The organism is Mycobacterium sp. E3247 (assembly GCF_001667785.1).
GTDB lineage: Bacteria > Actinomycetota > Actinomycetes > Mycobacteriales > Mycobacteriaceae > Mycobacterium.
Window position 1 is genome coordinate 1 of sequence record NZ_LZJG01000238.1, and the last position, 16,576, is coordinate 16,576.

General features: G+C 67.7%; 16 protein-coding genes and 1 pseudogene. All 17 read left to right on the forward strand.

Annotated elements, in window-relative coordinates; genetic code table 11:
* On the forward strand, window positions 1–687 hold a 687-nt coding region (locus tag A9X04_RS12740), incomplete at its 5' end, for a DALR anticodon-binding domain-containing protein (RefSeq protein ID WP_082974977.1).
* A complete protein-coding gene (gene lysA, locus A9X04_RS12745; protein WP_067920832.1) occupies window positions 684–2,102 on the forward strand; it encodes a diaminopimelate decarboxylase in 1,419 nt (472 codons plus the stop codon). The genes A9X04_RS12740 and lysA, both read left to right, overlap by 4 nt.
* A gap of 3 nt (window positions 2,103–2,105) precedes the next feature.
* Complete coding sequence (locus A9X04_RS12750) at window positions 2,106–3,431, forward strand: homoserine dehydrogenase (protein WP_067920834.1); 1,326 nt, start codon at window positions 2,106–2,108, stop codon at window positions 3,429–3,431.
* Complete coding sequence (gene thrC / locus A9X04_RS12755) at window positions 3,428–4,510, forward strand: threonine synthase (RefSeq protein WP_067920837.1); 1,083 nt, start codon at window positions 3,428–3,430, stop codon at window positions 4,508–4,510. Before A9X04_RS12750 ends, thrC begins: the two co-directional genes overlap by 4 nt.
* A gap of 3 nt (window positions 4,511–4,513) precedes the next feature.
* Window positions 4,514–5,461: a homoserine kinase gene (gene thrB, locus A9X04_RS12760; RefSeq protein ID WP_067920839.1), complete on the forward strand. Its 948-nt coding sequence runs from the start codon at window positions 4,514–4,516 to the stop codon at window positions 5,459–5,461.
* Window positions 5,462–5,729: 268 nt separating this feature from the next.
* On the forward strand, window positions 5,730–7,565 hold the full coding sequence (gene rho, locus A9X04_RS12765) for a transcription termination factor Rho (RefSeq protein ID WP_067920841.1): 1,836 nt from the start codon (window positions 5,730–5,732) through the stop codon (window positions 7,563–7,565).
* A 277-nt stretch (window positions 7,566–7,842) separates the two neighbouring features.
* A complete protein-coding gene (gene rpmE / locus A9X04_RS12770; RefSeq protein ID WP_067920843.1) occupies window positions 7,843–8,079 on the forward strand; it encodes a 50S ribosomal protein L31 in 237 nt (78 codons plus the stop codon).
* A gap of 102 nt (window positions 8,080–8,181) precedes the next feature.
* Window positions 8,182–9,255 (forward strand): peptide chain release factor 1, encoded by a 1,074-nt coding sequence (gene prfA, locus A9X04_RS12775; RefSeq protein ID WP_067920845.1) that lies wholly within the window; start codon window positions 8,182–8,184, stop codon window positions 9,253–9,255.
* Window positions 9,252–10,100, forward strand: coding sequence for a peptide chain release factor N(5)-glutamine methyltransferase (gene prmC, locus A9X04_RS12780; RefSeq protein WP_067920847.1), 849 nt, complete (start codon window positions 9,252–9,254; stop codon window positions 10,098–10,100). Before prfA ends, prmC begins: the two co-directional genes overlap by 4 nt.
* Complete coding sequence (locus A9X04_RS12785) at window positions 10,097–10,756, forward strand: L-threonylcarbamoyladenylate synthase (protein WP_067920849.1); 660 nt, start codon at window positions 10,097–10,099, stop codon at window positions 10,754–10,756. Before prmC ends, A9X04_RS12785 begins: the two co-directional genes overlap by 4 nt.
* A gap of 29 nt (window positions 10,757–10,785) precedes the next feature.
* Window positions 10,786–12,015: a glycosyltransferase family 4 protein gene (locus A9X04_RS12790; RefSeq protein ID WP_067920851.1), complete on the forward strand. Its 1,230-nt coding sequence runs from the start codon at window positions 10,786–10,788 to the stop codon at window positions 12,013–12,015.
* Window positions 12,016–12,234: 219 nt separating this feature from the next.
* Window positions 12,235–12,729 (forward strand): ATP synthase subunit I, encoded by a 495-nt coding sequence (locus A9X04_RS12795; protein WP_067920853.1) that lies wholly within the window; start codon window positions 12,235–12,237, stop codon window positions 12,727–12,729.
* Window positions 12,722–13,480, forward strand: coding sequence for a F0F1 ATP synthase subunit A (gene atpB / locus A9X04_RS12800; protein ID WP_067920855.1), 759 nt, complete (start codon window positions 12,722–12,724; stop codon window positions 13,478–13,480). The genes A9X04_RS12795 and atpB overlap by 8 nt, the downstream gene beginning before the upstream one ends.
* 84 nt (window positions 13,481–13,564) lie before the next feature.
* Complete coding sequence (locus tag A9X04_RS12805; RefSeq protein ID WP_024636915.1) at window positions 13,565–13,813, forward strand: F0F1 ATP synthase subunit C; 249 nt, start codon at window positions 13,565–13,567, stop codon at window positions 13,811–13,813.
* A 9-nt stretch (window positions 13,814–13,822) separates the two neighbouring features.
* Entirely contained in the window at window positions 13,823–14,347 is a 525-nt protein-coding gene (locus A9X04_RS12810; protein ID WP_067920857.1) for a F0F1 ATP synthase subunit B, read from the forward strand.
* A 6-nt stretch (window positions 14,348–14,353) separates the two neighbouring features.
* Window positions 14,354–15,694 (forward strand): F0F1 ATP synthase subunit B/delta, encoded by a 1,341-nt coding sequence (locus tag A9X04_RS12815; protein ID WP_067920859.1) that lies wholly within the window; start codon window positions 14,354–14,356, stop codon window positions 15,692–15,694.
* Window positions 15,695–15,749: 55 nt separating this feature from the next.
* Window positions 15,750–16,576: pseudogene (locus tag A9X04_RS12820) on the forward strand (F0F1 ATP synthase subunit alpha); the annotation flags it as partial.

Here is a 16,576-nt window from a genome sequence, read left to right on the forward strand (position 1 = left end):
GGCTTCGACCTGTGCATCTACATGCTCGGCGCCGACCACCACGGATACATCGCCCGGCTCAAGGCCGTGGCCGCCGCATTCGGTGACGACCCGGCCCACGTCGAGGTGCTGATCGGGCAGATGGTCAACCTGGTGCGCGACGGCGCGCCGGTCCGGATGAGCAAGCGGGCGGGAACGGTGATCACGCTCGACGACCTGGTGGAGGCGATCGGCGTCGACGCGGCGCGCTACAGCCTGATCCGCTCCTCGGTCGACACCCCGATCGACATCGACCTGGCGCTGTGGTCGTCGGCGTCGAACGAAAACCCGGTCTACTACGTGCAATACGCGCACGCGCGGCTGTCGGCGCTGGCCCGCAACGCCGCGGAGCTGGGCCTGGTCCCCGACACCGGGCACCTCGAGCTGCTCAGCCACGACAAGGAGGGGACGCTGCTGCGCAGCATCGGAGAGTTCCCCCGCGTGCTGAAAACCGCTGCGTCCCTGCGGGAGCCGCATCGGGTGTGCCGGTACCTGGAAGACCTGGCCGGCGACTACCACCGGTTCTACGACTCGTGCCGGGTGCTGCCCCAGGGGGACGAGCAGCCCACCGACCTGCACGCCGCGCGCCTGGCGCTGTGCGAGACCACCCGCCAGGTCATCGCCAACGGGCTGACGATCCTCGGTGTCACCGCTCCGGAGCGAATGTGAACGTGCACCCCGCCGGCCCCCGGCACGCCGAAGACGCCCGGCACCCCGATAGCACGCCGCGGCCGCAATCGCCCGACGAGCTGCTGCGGCTTGCGCCGAATGTCTGGCCGCGCAACATCCTTCGCGACGACACCGGGGTGGCCAACCTCGCCGGAATACCGGTCACCCAGCTCACCCAGGAGTACGGGACCCCGCTGTTCGTCGTCGACGAGGACGACTTCCGGTCCCGGTGCCGCGAGCTGGCGACGGCCTTCGGCGGCGGGCAGAACGTGTGCTACGCGGCCAAGGCCTTCCTGTGCAGCGAGATCGCCCGGTGGGTCGATGAGGAGGGCCTGTCGCTGGACGTGTCCACCGGCGGCGAGCTCGCCGTCGCGCTGCACGCCGACTTTCCCCCGGAGCGAATCACGTTCCACGGCAACAACAAATCCGTCGCGGAGCTGACCGCGGCGGTCAAAGCCGGTGTCGCGCATATCGTCTTGGACTCGATGACCGAAATCGAGCGCCTCGACACGATCGCGGGGGAGGCCGGCGTCGTCCAGGACGTCTACGTCCGCCTCACCGTCGGGGTCGAAGCGCACACGCACGAGTTCATCTCGACCGCACACGAGGACCAGAAGTTCGGGCTGTCGGTGGCCAGCGGCGCGGCGATGGCCGCGGTGCGCCGGGTTTTCGCCACCGACCACCTGCGATTGGTGGGGCTGCACAGCCACATCGGCTCGCAGATCTTCGACGTCGACGGCTTCGAGGTAGCCGCACACCGCGTGATCGGGCTGCTGCACCAGATCGTCGACGAATTCGGCATCGACAAGACGGGCCAGGTCTCCACCGTGGATCTCGGTGGCGGGCTGGGCATCTCGTACCTGGGTACGGACGACCCGCCGCCGGTGGCCGAGCTGGCGGCCAAGCTGACGGCGATCGTCGCCAACGAGTCGGCGGCCGTGGGCCTGCCCACTCCGAGGCTGGTGGTCGAGCCGGGGCGTGCCATCGCCGGGCCGGGCACCATCACGCTGTACGAGGTGGGCACCGTCAAGGACGTCGACGTGAGCAGCACGGCCCAGCGCCGGTATGTCAGCGTCGACGGCGGCATGAGTGACAACATCCGCACCGCGCTCTACGACGCTCAATACGACGCCCGGCTGCTGTCGCGGGCCAGTGATGCGCCGGCGACCCTGGCCCGGATCGTCGGAAAGCACTGCGAGAGCGGGGACATCGTGGTGCGCGACGCGTGGGTGCCCGACGACCTGCGCCCCGGTGACCTGCTCGGGGTCGCCGCGACCGGCGCGTACTGCTATTCACTGTCCAGCCGCTACAACATGGTCTGTCGGCCGGCCGTGGTGGCGGTGCGTGCGGGGCGCTCGCGCCTGATTCTGCGCCGCGAGACGGTGGACGACCTACTGAGTCTGGAAGTGAGGTGAACTGTGCCCCGTGACGAAAAGCCTGTCGGCGTAGCGGTACTCGGGTTCGGCAACGTCGGCAGCGAAGTTGTCCGAATCATCGAGGACAGCGCCGAGGACCTCGCGGCGCGTATCGGTGCTCCCCTGGTGTTGCGCGGCATCGGAGTGCGGCGGGTGGCCGCCGACCGAGGCGTTCCGATCGAGTTGCTCACCGACAACATCGAGGAACTCGTCTCCCGCGAGGACGTCGACATCGTCCTGGAGTTGATGGGTCCGGTGGAGCCGGCCCGCAAAGCGATCCTGCGCGCGCTCGAGCACGGCAAGTCCGTCGTCACGGCGAACAAGGCGCTGTTGGCCACCTCCACCGGGGAATTGGCGCAGGCCGCCGAAAACGCCCACGTCGACCTGTATTTCGAGGCGGCTGTCGCGGGTGCCATCCCGGTCATCCGCCCGCTCACGCAGTCGCTGGCGGGAGACACCGTGCTGCGGGTCGCCGGCATCGTCAACGGCACCACCAACTACATCCTCTCCGCGATGGACAGCACCGGCGCCGACTACGCCACCGCCCTGGCAGAGGCGAGCGCGCTGGGGTACGCCGAGGCCGATCCCACGGCCGACGTCGAGGGCTACGACGCCGCGGCCAAGGCCGCGATCCTGGCATCGATCGCCTTCCACACCCGGGTGACCGCCGACGACGTCTATCGCGAGGGCATCACCAAGATCACGCCGGCCGACTTCGCCTCCGCCCGGTCCCTGGGTTGCACCATCAAACTGCTGTCCATCTGCGAGCGCATCACCGGTGACGACGGACAGGAGCGGGTCTCGGCCCGCGTCTACCCGGCGCTGGTGCCGCTGTCGCACCCGTTGGCCACGGTCAACGGGGCATTCAACGCCGTCGTGGTGGAGGCCAAGGCCGCCGGCCGGCTCATGTTCTACGGTCAGGGCGCGGGCGGCGCGCCCACCGCGTCGGCGGTCACCGGTGACTTGGTCATGGCCGCCCGCAACCGGGTGTTGGGCAGCCGCGGGCCGAAAGAATCGAAGTACGCCCAGCTTCCCATCGCCCCAATGGGTTTCATCTCCACCCGCTACTACGTCAGCATGAACGTCGCCGACAAGCCCGGCGTGTTGTCCACGGTGGCGGCCGAATTCGCCAAGCGCGAGGTGAGCATCGCCGAGGTCCGCCAGGAGGGCGTGGTCGACGAAGGCGGGCGGCGGGTGGGGGCCCGCGTCGTGGTGGTCACCCACAGCGCCACCGACGCCGCACTCTCCGAAACCGTCGACGCGCTGGCCGATCTCGATGTCGTGCAGGGCGTCACCAGCGTGCTGCGGCTGGAAGAGACCGGCCGATGAGCGTTCCGCGTACCGCCGTGCACCAACCGTGGCCGGGATTGATCGCGGCCTACCGCGACCGGCTGCCGGTGGGCGACGACTGGACCCCGGTCACCCTCCTCGAGGGCGGCACCCCGCTGATCGCGGCGACGCGCCTTTCGGAGAAGACCGGCTGCACGGTGCACCTGAAGGTCGAGGGCCTCAACCCGACCGGCTCGTTCAAGGACCGCGGCATGACCATGGCGGTCACCGACGCGCTGGCGCGGGGTCAGCAGGCCGTGCTGTGCGCGTCGACCGGCAATACCTCGGCGTCGGCGGCCGCGTACGCGGCCCGCGCCGGCATCACCTGCGCGGTGCTCATCCCGCAGGGCAAGATCGCGATGGGCAAGCTGGCGCAGGCGGTCATGCACGGCGCCAAGATCATTCAGATCGACGGCAACTTCGACGACTGTCTGGAACTGGCCCGCAAGATGGCCGCCGACTTCCCGACGATCGCGTTGGTCAACTCGGTCAACCCGGTGCGCATCGAGGGCCAGAAGACGGCGGCGTTCGAGATCGTCGACGCGCTGGGTGCCGCGCCGGACGTGCACGCCCTCCCGGTGGGTAACGCGGGCAACATCACCGCGTACTGGAAGGGCTACACCGAATATCACCACGACGGCGTCATCGACAAGCTGCCCCGCATGCTCGGCACCCAGGCCGCCGGCGCGGCGCCACTGGTGCACGGCGCCCCCGTCCGCCACCCCGAGACGATCGCGACCGCCATCCGCATCGGTGCCCCCGCATCGTGGGCCGCCGCGGTCAACGCGCAGCAGCAGTCCAACGGCCGCTTCCTGGCCGCCACCGACGAGGAGATCCTCGCCGCCTACCACCTGGTGGCCGAGAGCGAAGGCGTCTTCGTCGAGCCCGCATCCGCGGCCAGCATCGCGGGTCTGCTCAAGGCGGTTGACGACGGTTGGGTGGCGCGCGGCTCGACGGTGGTGTGCACGGTCACCGGCAACGGCCTCAAGGATCCCGACACCGCGCTGAGGGATATGCCGACCGTGTCCCCGCTGCCGGTCGACCCGGTGCTGGTCGTCGAAAAGCTGGGGCTGGCCTGAGAAATGACGCCCCAGATGCTGCCCGCCGGGCTGGTGGCGAGCGCCGTGGTGTCGGCCTCCAGCGCCAACCTCGGCCCCGGTTTCGACAGCCTCGGCCTGGCATTGAGTCTCAGCGACGAAATCGTCGTGGAGACAACGGAATCGGGCCTGGTGGTGCTGGTCGAGGGGGAGAGTGCCGAGCAGGTGCCGCGCGGTCCCGAACACCTGGTGGTCCGCGCCGTCGAATGCGGGCTGCGCGCCGCGGGCGTGCGCTCCGCGGGGCTGGTGGTCCGCTGCCGCAACGCCATCCCGCACTCCCGCGGCCTCGGCTCGTCCGCAGCCGCCGTGGTAGGCGGCCTGGCGGCAGCGAACGGCCTTGTGACGCAGGCGGATTCGAAGCCGTTGAGCGACCCGCAGCTGATCCAGCTGTCCTCGGAGTTCGAGGGTCATCCCGACAACGCCGCCGCCGCGGTGCTCGGCGGTGCGGTGGTCTCCTGGATCGATCGCTCCGGTGAGCGGCCGCGCTACTCGGCGGTGTCGGTGCGACTCCACCCCGACATCCGTCTGTATTGCGCGATACCCCAAGAGCGCTCCCTGACCGCCGAGACCCGGGTGCTGCTGCCGGCTCAGGTGAGTCATGACGATGCCCGGTTCAACGTCAGCCGCGCGGCCCTGCTGGTGGTAGCGCTCACCGAACGCCCGGACCTGCTCATGCCGGCCACCGAGGATCTGCTGCACCAACCGCAGCGCGCGCCCGCGATGCCGGCCTCCGCGGAATATTTGCGGCTGCTGCGGCGTAATAACGTGGCAGCGACGCTTTCGGGGGCGGGCCCGGCACTGATTGCCCTGAGCACGGAGTCGGAGTTGCCCGCGGAAGTGGTGGAGCACGGGGCCGCGAACGGATTTGCCCTCACTGAGATGACCGCCGGCGAACGAGTTCGCTGGAGCCCGGGAGTCACAGTCCCCGGTTGATCCACAGCGTGGCCGGAGGGTTTGCTTGCTTCCGACAAAGATGCGGGCTATCCTCGGACCCGTCCAGCAATTGCAGCATCTGCATCTGCATCAATACTGCGTTGCCGCTAGGACAACACCAATTCTTCTCGTGAACGAGGTTCGCCGCTTACTCCGCCGACTGAGGCGATCACCGTTGCAGAGTCGATGATTGGGTGCACTCGGCAAATTTGGCTGAATGCAACGAACCCCCCGAATGACCTGATCAACGGGGGAAGAAAGGAAATCCGTGACCGATACGGACCTGTTCACGGCTGACGCGAGCACCGACAACAATGACGTGCCGAACGCCGTGACCCCGGACACATCCGACGTCAAAACCAATGCCCCGGTTGGCTCTCTGTCGACCATGGTGCTTCCCGAACTGCGCGCGCTGGCTAACCAGGTCGGCGTCAAGGGGACGTCGGGCATGCGCAAGAACGAACTCATCGCCGCCATAAAGGAAATCAGGGGACAGTCCAACGGGACGTCCGCCCCGGCCGCCCCCGAGGACGGCGGCAAATCCGACGCCGCCGGCGCCGATGCGCCGACCGCTCAGGACCAACAGAACGGTTCCTCGACCGAGGCGCCCCGCCGTGAGCGGCGCAGCGCCTCGCGCGAGCCGGGATCGGCCCGCACCGCCGACGACACCGATGGCGAGCGCTCACGCACCCGCGAGGGCGCGGCCACCGGCGACGATGACGCCCGTCAGGGCGGCAAGCGGGAGACCCAAAACGACGAGCGCGGACAAGACGCCGGTGACCAAAGCGGTGACCAGCAAGGCTCGGGCGGCCAGCAATCTCGTGGCGGCTCCAACCAGCAGGACGATGACGGCGAGGGCCGTCAGGGCAGGCGTGGTCGCCGCTTCCGCGACCGCGACCGGAGGCGGCGCGGTGAGCGGTCCGGCGAGGGCGGCGACACCGAACTGCGCGAAGACGACGTCGTGCAACCGGTCGCCGGAATCCTTGACGTCCTCGACAATTACGCGTTCGTCCGCACCTCCGGTTACCTGGCCGGTCCGCACGACGTCTACGTGTCCATGAACATGGTGCGCAAGAACGGCCTGCGCCGCGGCGACGCGGTGACCGGCGCGGTTCGCGTGCCGAAAGACGGCGAACAGCCCAACCAGCGCCAGAAGTTCAACCCGCTGGTCCGCCTGGACAGCGTCAACGGTGGCCCGGTCGAGGACGCGAAAAAGCGGCCCGATTTCAGCAAGCTGACGCCGCTCTACCCCAACCAGCGGCTTCGCCTGGAAACCACCCCCGACCGGCTGACCACCCGGGTCATCGACCTGATCATGCCGATCGGTAAGGGCCAGCGCGCCCTGATCGTGTCGCCGCCGAAGGCCGGTAAGACGACGATCCTGCAGGACATCGCCAACGCGATCACCAAGAACAACCCGGAATGCCACCTCATGGTCGTGCTCGTCGACGAGCGCCCCGAGGAGGTCACCGACATGACGCGCTCCGTCAAGGGCGAGGTCATCGCGTCGACCTTCGACCGGCCGCCCACGGACCACACGGCAGTCGCCGAGCTGGCCATCGAACGTGCCAAGCGCCTCGTCGAGCAGGGCAAGGACGTCGTGGTGCTGCTCGACTCGATCACCCGTCTGGGCCGCGCCTACAACAACGCGTCGCCCGCATCGGGCCGGATCCTGTCCGGTGGTGTCGACTCCACCGCCCTGTACCCGCCGAAGCGATTCCTGGGTGCCGCGCGAAACATCGAGGAAGGCGGGTCGCTGACCATCATCGCCACGGCGATGGTCGAGACCGGATCCACCGGTGACACGGTCATCTTCGAGGAGTTCAAGGGCACCGGTAATGCCGAGCTCAAGCTGGACCGCAAGATCTCCGAGCGGCGGGTCTTCCCGGCGGTCGACGTCAACCCCTCCGGCACCCGCAAGGACGAGCTGCTGCTGTCGCCCGACGAGTTCGGCATCGTGCACAAGCTGCGCCGCGTGCTGTCAGGTCTGGATTCCCACCAGGCCATCGACCTGCTGATGTCGCAATTGCGCAAGACGAAGACGAACTACGAGTTCCTGGTGCAGGTCTCCAAGACCACGCCCGGATCCATGGACAACGACTGACCGATCACCCCTAGGCCGGGCTGGTCTGGCCACGACACATAAACCACGTACACGACCCGCCGGCGGGTTTCGCCGTGGTTTATGTCTCGCGGCGATCGGCAACCGGCAACCCGCCGATCACGCCGCTGCCCGGCCCCGGTTCCCGGGAATGCCACGGCCCAACTCGGTGTTTTGGGAAGACAGCGGTTGACCTGGCATAATCGACGCTCGACTATCCCCGAACCGGCTCACGTTCGCCAGGCACGGGGGTCGCGGGCAAACGACCGAAAAGGACAGCATGAAAGCCGACATTCACCCCGCCTACGCGGAGACCACCGTGCACTGCGGGTGCGGGAACACTTTTCAGACCCGCAGCACCAAGGCCGGCGGCAACATCGTCGTCGAGGTGTGCTCGCAGTGCCACCCGTTCTACACCGGCAAGCAGAAGATTCTGGACAGCGGCGGCCGGGTGGCCCGCTTCGAGAAGCGTTACGGCAAGCGCAAAGGCGCCGCGGCGGACAACACCGACAAATAGCTGCGTTGCCGACGCCCGAACTGTGCGAGCGAGCACAGGCCGGGCGTCGGTTTGCGTTTGCGGCAGTAAGAAAGCGGGAGCGGACCGGGCAGGAGGTGACACGTGACGCAGCCGGTGCAGACGATTGATGTGCTGCTGGCCGAGCACGCCGAGCTCGAGCGACGGCTGGCGGACCCCGACCTGCACAGCAACCCCGTCGAGGCGCGCAAAGCCGGCCGCCGTTTCGCCCGGTTGGCCCCCATCGTCGCCACCTACCGCAAGCTGGAGTCGGCGCGCGGCGACCTGGAGGCCGCGCGTGAGCTGGCCGCCGACGACGACTCGTTCGCCGCGGAGGTCACCGAGCTTGAATCACGGGTCGCCGAACTGGACACCCAACTGACCGACATGCTGGCCCCCCGCGACCCGCACGATCCCGACGACATCGTGCTCGAAGTCAAATCGGGTGAGGGCGGCGAGGAATCGGCGTTGTTCGCGGCGGATCTGGCCAGGATGTACATCCGCTATGCCGAGCGGCACGGCTGGACGGTGACGGTACTGGATGAGACGACATCGGACCTCGGTGGCTACAAGGATGCGACGCTGTCCATCGCCAGCAAGGGCGACTCGTCCGACGGCGTGTGGTCCCGGATGAAGTTCGAGGGCGGGGTGCATCGGGTGCAGCGCGTCCCGGTGACGGAATCCCAAGGACGCGTTCACACTTCAGCCGCCGGGGTCCTGGTCTATCCCGAACCCGAGGAAGTGGGCGAGGTGCAGATCGACGAGTCGGATCTGCGCATCGACGTGTACCGCTCGTCCGGCAAGGGCGGGCAGGGGGTGAACACCACCGACTCCGCGGTGCGGATCACACATCTACCCACCGGCATCGTGGTCACCTGCCAGAACGAACGCTCGCAGCTGCAGAACAAGGCGCGTGCGTTGCAGGTGCTCGCCGCCCGGCTGCAAGCGCTGGCCGAGGAACAGGCGCTGGCCGACGCGTCGGCCGACCGGGCCAGCCAGATCAGGACCGTGGACCGCAGCGAACGGATTCGCACCTACAACTTCCCGGAGAACCGGATCACCGACCACCGGATCGGTTTCAAGGCGCACAATCTCGATCAGGTACTCGACGGCGACCTCGACGCGATGTTCGATGCGCTGAGCGCCGCCGACAAACAATCCCGGCTGCAGCAGGCATGAGTGCGGTGCGGCGCGCGATCGACTCCGCTGCGGCGACGCTGGCCGAGGCGGGGATCGACTCCGCGCGTTGGGACGCCGAGGAGCTGGCCGCACACCTGACCGGGACCGAACGCGGCCGGCTGGCCTTGCTCGAGTCGACCGGCGACGATTTCCTCGATCGCTACCGCGACGTCGTGGCGGCGCGTTCCCGACGGGTGCCGTTGCAGCACCTCACCGGCACGGCCGCGTTCGGACCGCTGACGCTGCACGTCGGCCCGGGCGTCTTCCTACCGCGCCCGGAAACCGAAGCGCTGTTCGCGTGGGCCACCCAACAGCCCCTCCCGGCACGGCCCGTCATCGTCGACCTGTGCACTGGTTCGGGTGCATTGGCGGTGGCGCTCGCCCACGAGCGCCCCGATGCCCGGGTCATCGGCATCGACGACTCCGACGTGGCCCTCCAATACGCGCGGCGCAACGCCGCCGGCACTGCCGTCGAATTCATCCGCGCCGACGCCACCGAGCCCGCGCTGCTGCCGGACCTGGACGGCGAGGTCGACGCGGTGGTGGCCAATCCGCCCTATGTCCCCGATGCTGCAGACGTGGAACCCGAAGTCGCTCAACACGATCCGCATCACGCGGTGTTCGGCGGACCGGACGGGATGGCGGTGATCGCCCCCATCGTCGCCCTGGCCGGTCGCTGGCTTCGCCCGGGCGGCATCTTCGCCGTCGAGCATGACGACACCACCTCTTCGCAAACGGTGGAAGTGATCTGCAGGACAGGGCTTTTCGAGGAAGTCGAGGCCCGCCGCGACCTCGCCGGCCGGCCGCGGTTCGTCACCGCCCGCAGAAAGCGGGGTCGGGTGTGACCGAAGTGTTCGACTGCGCCGACCCCGACCAGCGTTCGCGCGGGATCGCCTCGGCGGCGGGGGCGCTCAAGGGCGGCCGATTGGTCGTCATGCCGACGGACACCGTCTACGGCATCGGCGCCGACGCGTTCAACAGCGCCGCGGTCGCCGCCCTGCTATCGGCGAAGGGGCGGGGCCGCGACATGCCGATCGGCGTGCTGGTCGGCTCCTGGCACACCATCGAGGGCCTGGTCTACACCATGCCGGGCGGGGCCCGAGACCTGATCCGCGCGTTCTGGCCGGGCGCGCTGAGCCTGGTGGTGGCGCAGGCACCGTCGCTGCAATGGGACCTCGGCGACGCCCGCGGGACCGTGATGCTGCGTATGCCGCTGCACCCGGTGGCCATCGAGTTGTTGCGCGAAGTGGGGCCCATGGCCGTTTCCAGCGCGAACGTCTCCGGCCGTCCGCCCGCAGTGGACGCCGACGAGGCCCGCAATCAACTCGGCGATCTCGTCGACGTCTATCTCGACGCGGGGACGGCCGAGCAGCGGGCGGCCTCCACGATCGTCGACCTGACCGGACCCGCCCCGCGGATCCTGCGACCCGGCCCGGTGAGCGCCGAACGAATCGCGGAAGTGCTCGGTGTCGATCCCGAAAGCCTGACTGTTCAAGCCTGACCGGAGCGGTTTCCCCCGTTGCCAGGTTGGTGCAGTACGGTCTCGACGTGTCCAGCGACCCGGCCGGCGACCTAGCGAACCTTGCCAGTGGTTTGCTCGCCCTGGGTGACCGCGGCGCCGGAGTCCCCCTGCGCGAGCTGGCACTTGTGGGGTTGACCGCGGCGATCATCACCTACTTCGCAACCGGCCCGGTGCGGGTGCTCGCCGCCCGGCTCGGTGCCGTTGCCTATCCGCGGGAGCGCGACGTGCACGTGACGCCCACCCCGCGTATGGGTGGGTTGGCGATGTTTCTCGGCGTCGTCTCGGCCGTCTTCCTGGCGTCGCAGCTCCCGGCGCTCACCCGCGGGTTCGTCTACTCGACCGGTATGCCCGCGGTGCTGGTGGCCGGCGCGGTCATCATGGGCATCGGCCTCATCGACGATCGGTGGGGGCTCGACGCGCTGACGAAGTTCGCCGGTCAGATCACCGCGGCCAGCGTGCTGGTCACCATGGGCGTGGCCTGGAGCGTCCTGTACATCCCGATCGGCGGCGTCGGCACCATCGTGCTGGACCAGGCCTCGTCCATCCTGCTCACGCTGGCGTTGACCGTCTCCATCGTCAACGCGATGAACTTCGTCGACGGGCTCGACGGGCTGGCCGCCGGGCTCGGGTTGATCACCGCGCTGGCGATCTGCATGTTCTCGGTCGGACTGCTGCGCGATCACGGCGGCGATGTCCTCTTCTATCCGCCCGCCGTGATCTCCGTGGTGCTCGCGGGCGCCTGTCTCGGCTTCCTGCCGCACAACTTCCACCGCGCCAAGATCTTCATGGGTGATTCCGGCTCGATGCTGATCGGCCTGATGCTCGCCGCGGCCTCCACCACCGCCGCCGGCCCCGTCTCGCAAAACGCCTACGGCGCGCGCGACGTGTTCGCGCTGCTGTCGCCGTTCCTGCTGGTGGTCGCCGTCATGTTCGTGCCGATGCTCGATTTGCTGCTGGCGATCGTGCGTCGCACCCGCGCCGGCCGCAGCGCGTTCAGTCCCGACAAGATGCACCTGCATCACCGGTTGCTGCAGATCGGGCACTCCCACCGCCGAGTGGTGTTGCTGATCTACCTCTGGGTGGGCATCGTCGCGTTCGGCGCGGCCAGCACCATCTTCTTCAATCCCCGCCACACCGCGGCGGTGATGCTGGGCGCCATCGTGGTCGCCGGCATCGCGACGGCGATTCCCCTCATGCGCCGGCGCGACGAGTACGACGACGAGGACTACGACAGCTAGTAGTAGGGGTGCCTCGCCCTATGGTACGGTGCAGGTAGAGCCCCAAAAAGCCGCACAAATTGCCGGTCCATCGGACACAGATCCGGTCGGGTCGGCTGAGGACTCGCGCCGGGAGATACCCCTTGGGCGATTCCACTGTGACGTGCGATACGCTCGGCGGGCCACCGATCAGTCGGTCGGGGGACTCCCGCTCCACCAACTTGGGATTGAGGTGCTGCAGTGACGACACCAGCGCAGGACGCGCCGTTGGTGTTTCCCTCTGTTGCGTTCCGCCCGGTCCGCCTGTTGGTCCTCAGCATTGCCGTCACCGCGGTGGCGGTCATCGTCGCCAGCATGACCGGTCACCCGATGGTCGGGGTGTTCTTCGGCGTCGGGTTGCTCCTCGGTTTGCTCAACGCCCTCTTGGTGCGTCGTTCGGTCGCGTCGATCACCGCGAAGGAGCATCCGCTGAAAAGCACGATGGCGCTGAACTCCGCCACCCGGCTGGCCATCATCACCGTCATCGGGCTGATCATCGCCTACGTCTTCCGGCCCGCCGGCCTGGGCGTCGTGTTCGGATTGGCGCTTTTCCAGGTCTTGTTGGTGGCGTCGACGGCGCTTCCCGTGTGGAAGAAGCTGCGCGCCGGCGACTGGGCCGAGGCGCATCCCGCGGACGGAGGCGGCGTGATCGCGGGATCGGACGGAACCGAAGGAAAGAACAGCAACGATGACTGAGACGACGTTCCTGGCCGAATCCGCCATCGAGGTCGGCGAGCACACCCACGCCACGTGGCTGGGCATGACCGTCAACACGGACACGATCCTGTCCACCGCGATCGCGGCGGTGATCGTGCTCGCGCTGGCCTTCTTCCTGCGCGCGAAGATCACCTCCACCGGCGTCCCCAGCGGCGTGCAGCTGTTCTGGGAGGCCATCACCGTCCAGATGCGCGACCAGATCGAAAGCGCGATCGGAATGCGGATCGCGCCGTTCGTGTTGCCGCTGGCCGTCACGATCTTCGTGTTCATCCTGATCTCCAACTGGCTGTCCGTGCTGCCGCTGCAGTACACCGACAAGTCCGGGCACACCACCGAGCTGCTGAAGTCGGCCGCAGCCGACATCAATTACGTCCTGGCGCTGGCCCTGTTCGTCTTCGTCTGCTATCACGTGGCCGGCATCTGGCGCCGCGGCATCGTCGGACACCCGCTCGCGGTGCTCAAAGGTCACGTTGCGTTCCTGGCGCCGATCAACCTCGTCGAAGAACTGGCCAAGCCGATCTCGTTGTCGCTCCGACTTTTCGGCAACATCTTCGCCGGCGGCATCCTGGTCGCGTTGATCGCGCTCTTCCCGCCCTACATCATGTGGGCACCCAACGCCATCTGGAAGGCCTTCGACCTGTTCGTCGGGGCGATCCAGGCGTTCATCTTCTCGATCTTGACCATCCTCTACTTCAGCCAAGCCATGGAGATCGAGGAACACCATGACTGAGACCATCACGAATTGCTTTGTCCCACGCACCATTACAGAGGCCTGGTAGACCGCTACCAGCTATCAAGGAGGATAAGAATGGCTCTGGACCCCCAAGTCGCTGCCGCTGCGCTCATCGGCGGTGGACTCATCATGGGCGGCGGCGCGATCGGCGCCGGTATCGGTGACGGTATCGCCGGTAACGCGCTGGTCTCCGGCATCGCCCGGCAACCCGAGGCACAAGGCCGGCTGTTCACGCCGTTCTTCATCACCGTCGGTCTGGTCGAGGCGGCCTACTTCATCAACCTGGCGTTCATGGCGCTGTTCGTCTTCGCCACACCCGTCGGCACCTAATTCGCTGTGATGGGTGACGCGAGCCTGAGCGTTCTGGCGTCCAGCCAGGTGCTGGCCGAGGGAGGCAACAACTTCCTCGTTCCGAACGGCACTTTCTTCTTCGTGCTGGCGATCTTCTTGATCGTGCTGGCCGTCATCGGCACGTTCGTCGTGCCGCCCGTCATGCGGGTGTTGCGCGAGCGTGACGCCATGGTCGCCAAGACGGTCGCCGACAACAAGAAGGCCGGCGAGCAGTTCGACGCCGCCAAGGCCGACTACGAAGAAGCCCTGACGGAAGCGCGGGTTCAGGCGTCGTCGTTGCGCGACAATGCCCGCGCAGAGGGCCGTAAGCTGGTCGAAGACGCGCGCGCCCGTGCGGAGCAGCAGGTGCTGTCGACGTTGCAAATGGCCTCCGAGCAATTGAAGCGGGAGAGAGACGCCGTGGAGCTGGATCTGCGCGCCAACGTGGCGGCCATGTCGGCGACGCTGGCCAGCCGGATCCTCGGTGTAGAGGTGGCTCCGGCCGCCGCGGCCACCGGTAAGTCTGGGCGGTAAGCGCGTATGTCGACTTTCATCGGGCAGTTGATCGGTTTTGCGGCAATCGTTTTCCTGGTCGTGCGGTACGTCGTGCCCCCGGTGCGCCGTCTGATGGCTGCTCGTCAAGACGCCGTCCGCCAGCAGTTGAAAGACTCTGCGGCGGCGGCCGACCGGCTGAGTGAGTCGACCACGGCCCACAGCAAGGCCGTGGAATCCGCCAAGGTCGAAGCCGAACGGCTCGTCGAGGAGGCCCAAACGGACGCTGGCCGCATCGCCGAGCAGTTCCGGGCCCAATCCGCGGTCGAGTCCGAGCGCATCACCGCACAGGGCGGCCGCCAGGTCGACCTGCTGCGTACGCAACTGAGCCGCCAGCTTCGCCTGGAGCTCGGCCACGAAGCGGTGCGTCAGGCCGGCGAATTGGTGCGCAACTACGTCGCCGAGCCGGCGCAGCAATCGGCCACCGTCGATCGGTTCCTGGACGACCTCGAAGCGATGGCCCCTGCGCCAGCGGAGGTCCAATATCCGCTGCTGGCGAAGATGCGCTCCGCCAGTCGCGCAGCGGTGGCGGGGCTGTCGGAGCGGTTCAGTGACATCGCCAAAGGCCTTGACAACAAAGCCCTTTCCGATCTGTCAGCCGAGCTTGTCTCGGTAGCCGAAATGCTCGACCGGGAGATCGTCGTCACCCGGTATCTGACGGTGCCCGCCGAGGACGCGGCGCCCCGGGTCCGGTTGATCGAGCGGTTGGTCTCCGGCAAGGTCGCTGACGCCACTCTCGACGTGTTGCGGCTGGCCGTCTCGGAGCGTTGGTCGGCCAACTCCGACCTGGCCGCCGCCATCGAGCACATCTCGCGGCAGGCGCTGCTGGAAGTCGCCGAGCGTGAGAACAAGGTCGACGAAGTCGAAGAGCAGTTGTTCCGGTTCTCGCGCATCCTGGACTCGCAGCCGCGGCTCGCCATCCTGCTGGGCGACTACGGCGTCCCGGTGGAAGGACGAATCGGCCTGCTGCGCAAGGTGCTTGACAGCGCGAGCAACAGAGTCAACCCGATCGTGCAGGCGCTGCTGACCCAGACCGTCCAACTGCTCAGAGGCGAGTCGGCCGAGGAGGCCGTCCAGTTCCTGGCGGAAGTCGCCGTGGCACGTCGCGGCGAGATCGTCGCACAGGTCGGTGCGGCGGCCGAGCTCAGCGATGCCCAGCGGTCCCGCCTCACCGACGTCCTCGGCCGCATCTACGGCCACCCGGTGACGGTGCAGCTGCAGATCTCCGACGAACTGCTGGGCGGGCTGCTCATCTCCGTGGCCGACGAAGTGATTGACGGGACACTCGCTTCGCGCCTTGCCGCAGCCCAGGCGCAACTGCCCGACTGACACCAACCATTCACAAGCACACGCGAACCAAGATCAAGTAGGAAGACGAAAAGCCATGGCCGAGTTGACAATCTCCGCTGATGACATCCAAAGCGCCATCGAGGAGTATGTAGGCTCTTTCACCTCCGACACCTCACGCGAAGAGGTCGGTACCGTCGTCGAGGCCGGGGACGGCATCGCGCACGTCGAAGGCCTGCCCTCCGTCATGACGCAGGAGCTGCTCGAGTTCCCCGGCGGGGTTCTCGGCGTCGCCCTGAACCTCGACGAACACAGCGTCGGCGCGGTGATCCTGGGTGACTTCGAGAAAATCGAAGAGGGCCAACAGGTCAAGCGCACCGGGGAGGTCCTGTCCGTCCCGGTCGGCGACGCCTTCCTGGGGCGTGTGGTCAATCCGCTCGGCCAGCCCATCGACGGTCGGGGGGACATCGACACCGACATCCGCCGCGCGCTGGAGATCCAGGCGCCTTCGGTGGTGCAGCGGCAGAGTGTGAGCGAGCCGCTGCAGACCGGCATCAAGGCCATCGACGCGATGACCCCGATCGGTCGAGGCCAGCGGCAGCTGATCATCGGCGACCGCAAGACCGGCAAGACCGCCGTGTGCGTTGACACCATCCTCAACCAGCGGGAGAACTGGGAGAGCGGCGACGAGAAAAAGCAGGTCCGCTGCGTGTACGTGGCCATCGGTCAGAAGGGCACCACGATCGCGTCGGTCCGGCGAGCGCTCGAAGAGGGCGGCGCTATGGACTACACCACCATCGTCGCGGCCCCGGCGTCCGACTCGGCAGGCTTCAAATGGCTTGCGCCATACACCGGTTCGGCGATCGCCCAGCACTGGATGTACGACGGCAAGCACGTGCTGATCGTCTTCGACGACCTGAGCAA

What these genes read in the sequence shown, in the direction of transcription:
- thrB (WP_067920839.1), top strand. Translation starts at nt 4,514, where the DNA reads ATGACGCCCCAGATGCTGCCCGCCGGGCTGGTGGCGAGCGCCGTGGTG.
- atpB (WP_067920855.1), top strand. Translation starts at nt 12,722, where the DNA reads ATGACTGAGACGACGTTCCTGGCCGAATCCGCCATCGAGGTCGGCGAG.
- thrC (WP_067920837.1), top strand. Translation starts at nt 3,428, where the DNA reads ATGAGCGTTCCGCGTACCGCCGTGCACCAACCGTGGCCGGGATTGATC.
- rpmE (WP_067920843.1), top strand. Translation starts at nt 7,843, where the DNA reads ATGAAAGCCGACATTCACCCCGCCTACGCGGAGACCACCGTGCACTGC.
- A9X04_RS12815 (WP_067920859.1), top strand. Translation starts at nt 14,354, where the DNA reads ATGTCGACTTTCATCGGGCAGTTGATCGGTTTTGCGGCAATCGTTTTC.
- prmC (WP_067920847.1), top strand. Translation starts at nt 9,252, where the DNA reads ATGAGTGCGGTGCGGCGCGCGATCGACTCCGCTGCGGCGACGCTGGCC.
- A9X04_RS12810 (WP_067920857.1), top strand. Translation starts at nt 13,823, where the DNA reads ATGGGTGACGCGAGCCTGAGCGTTCTGGCGTCCAGCCAGGTGCTGGCC.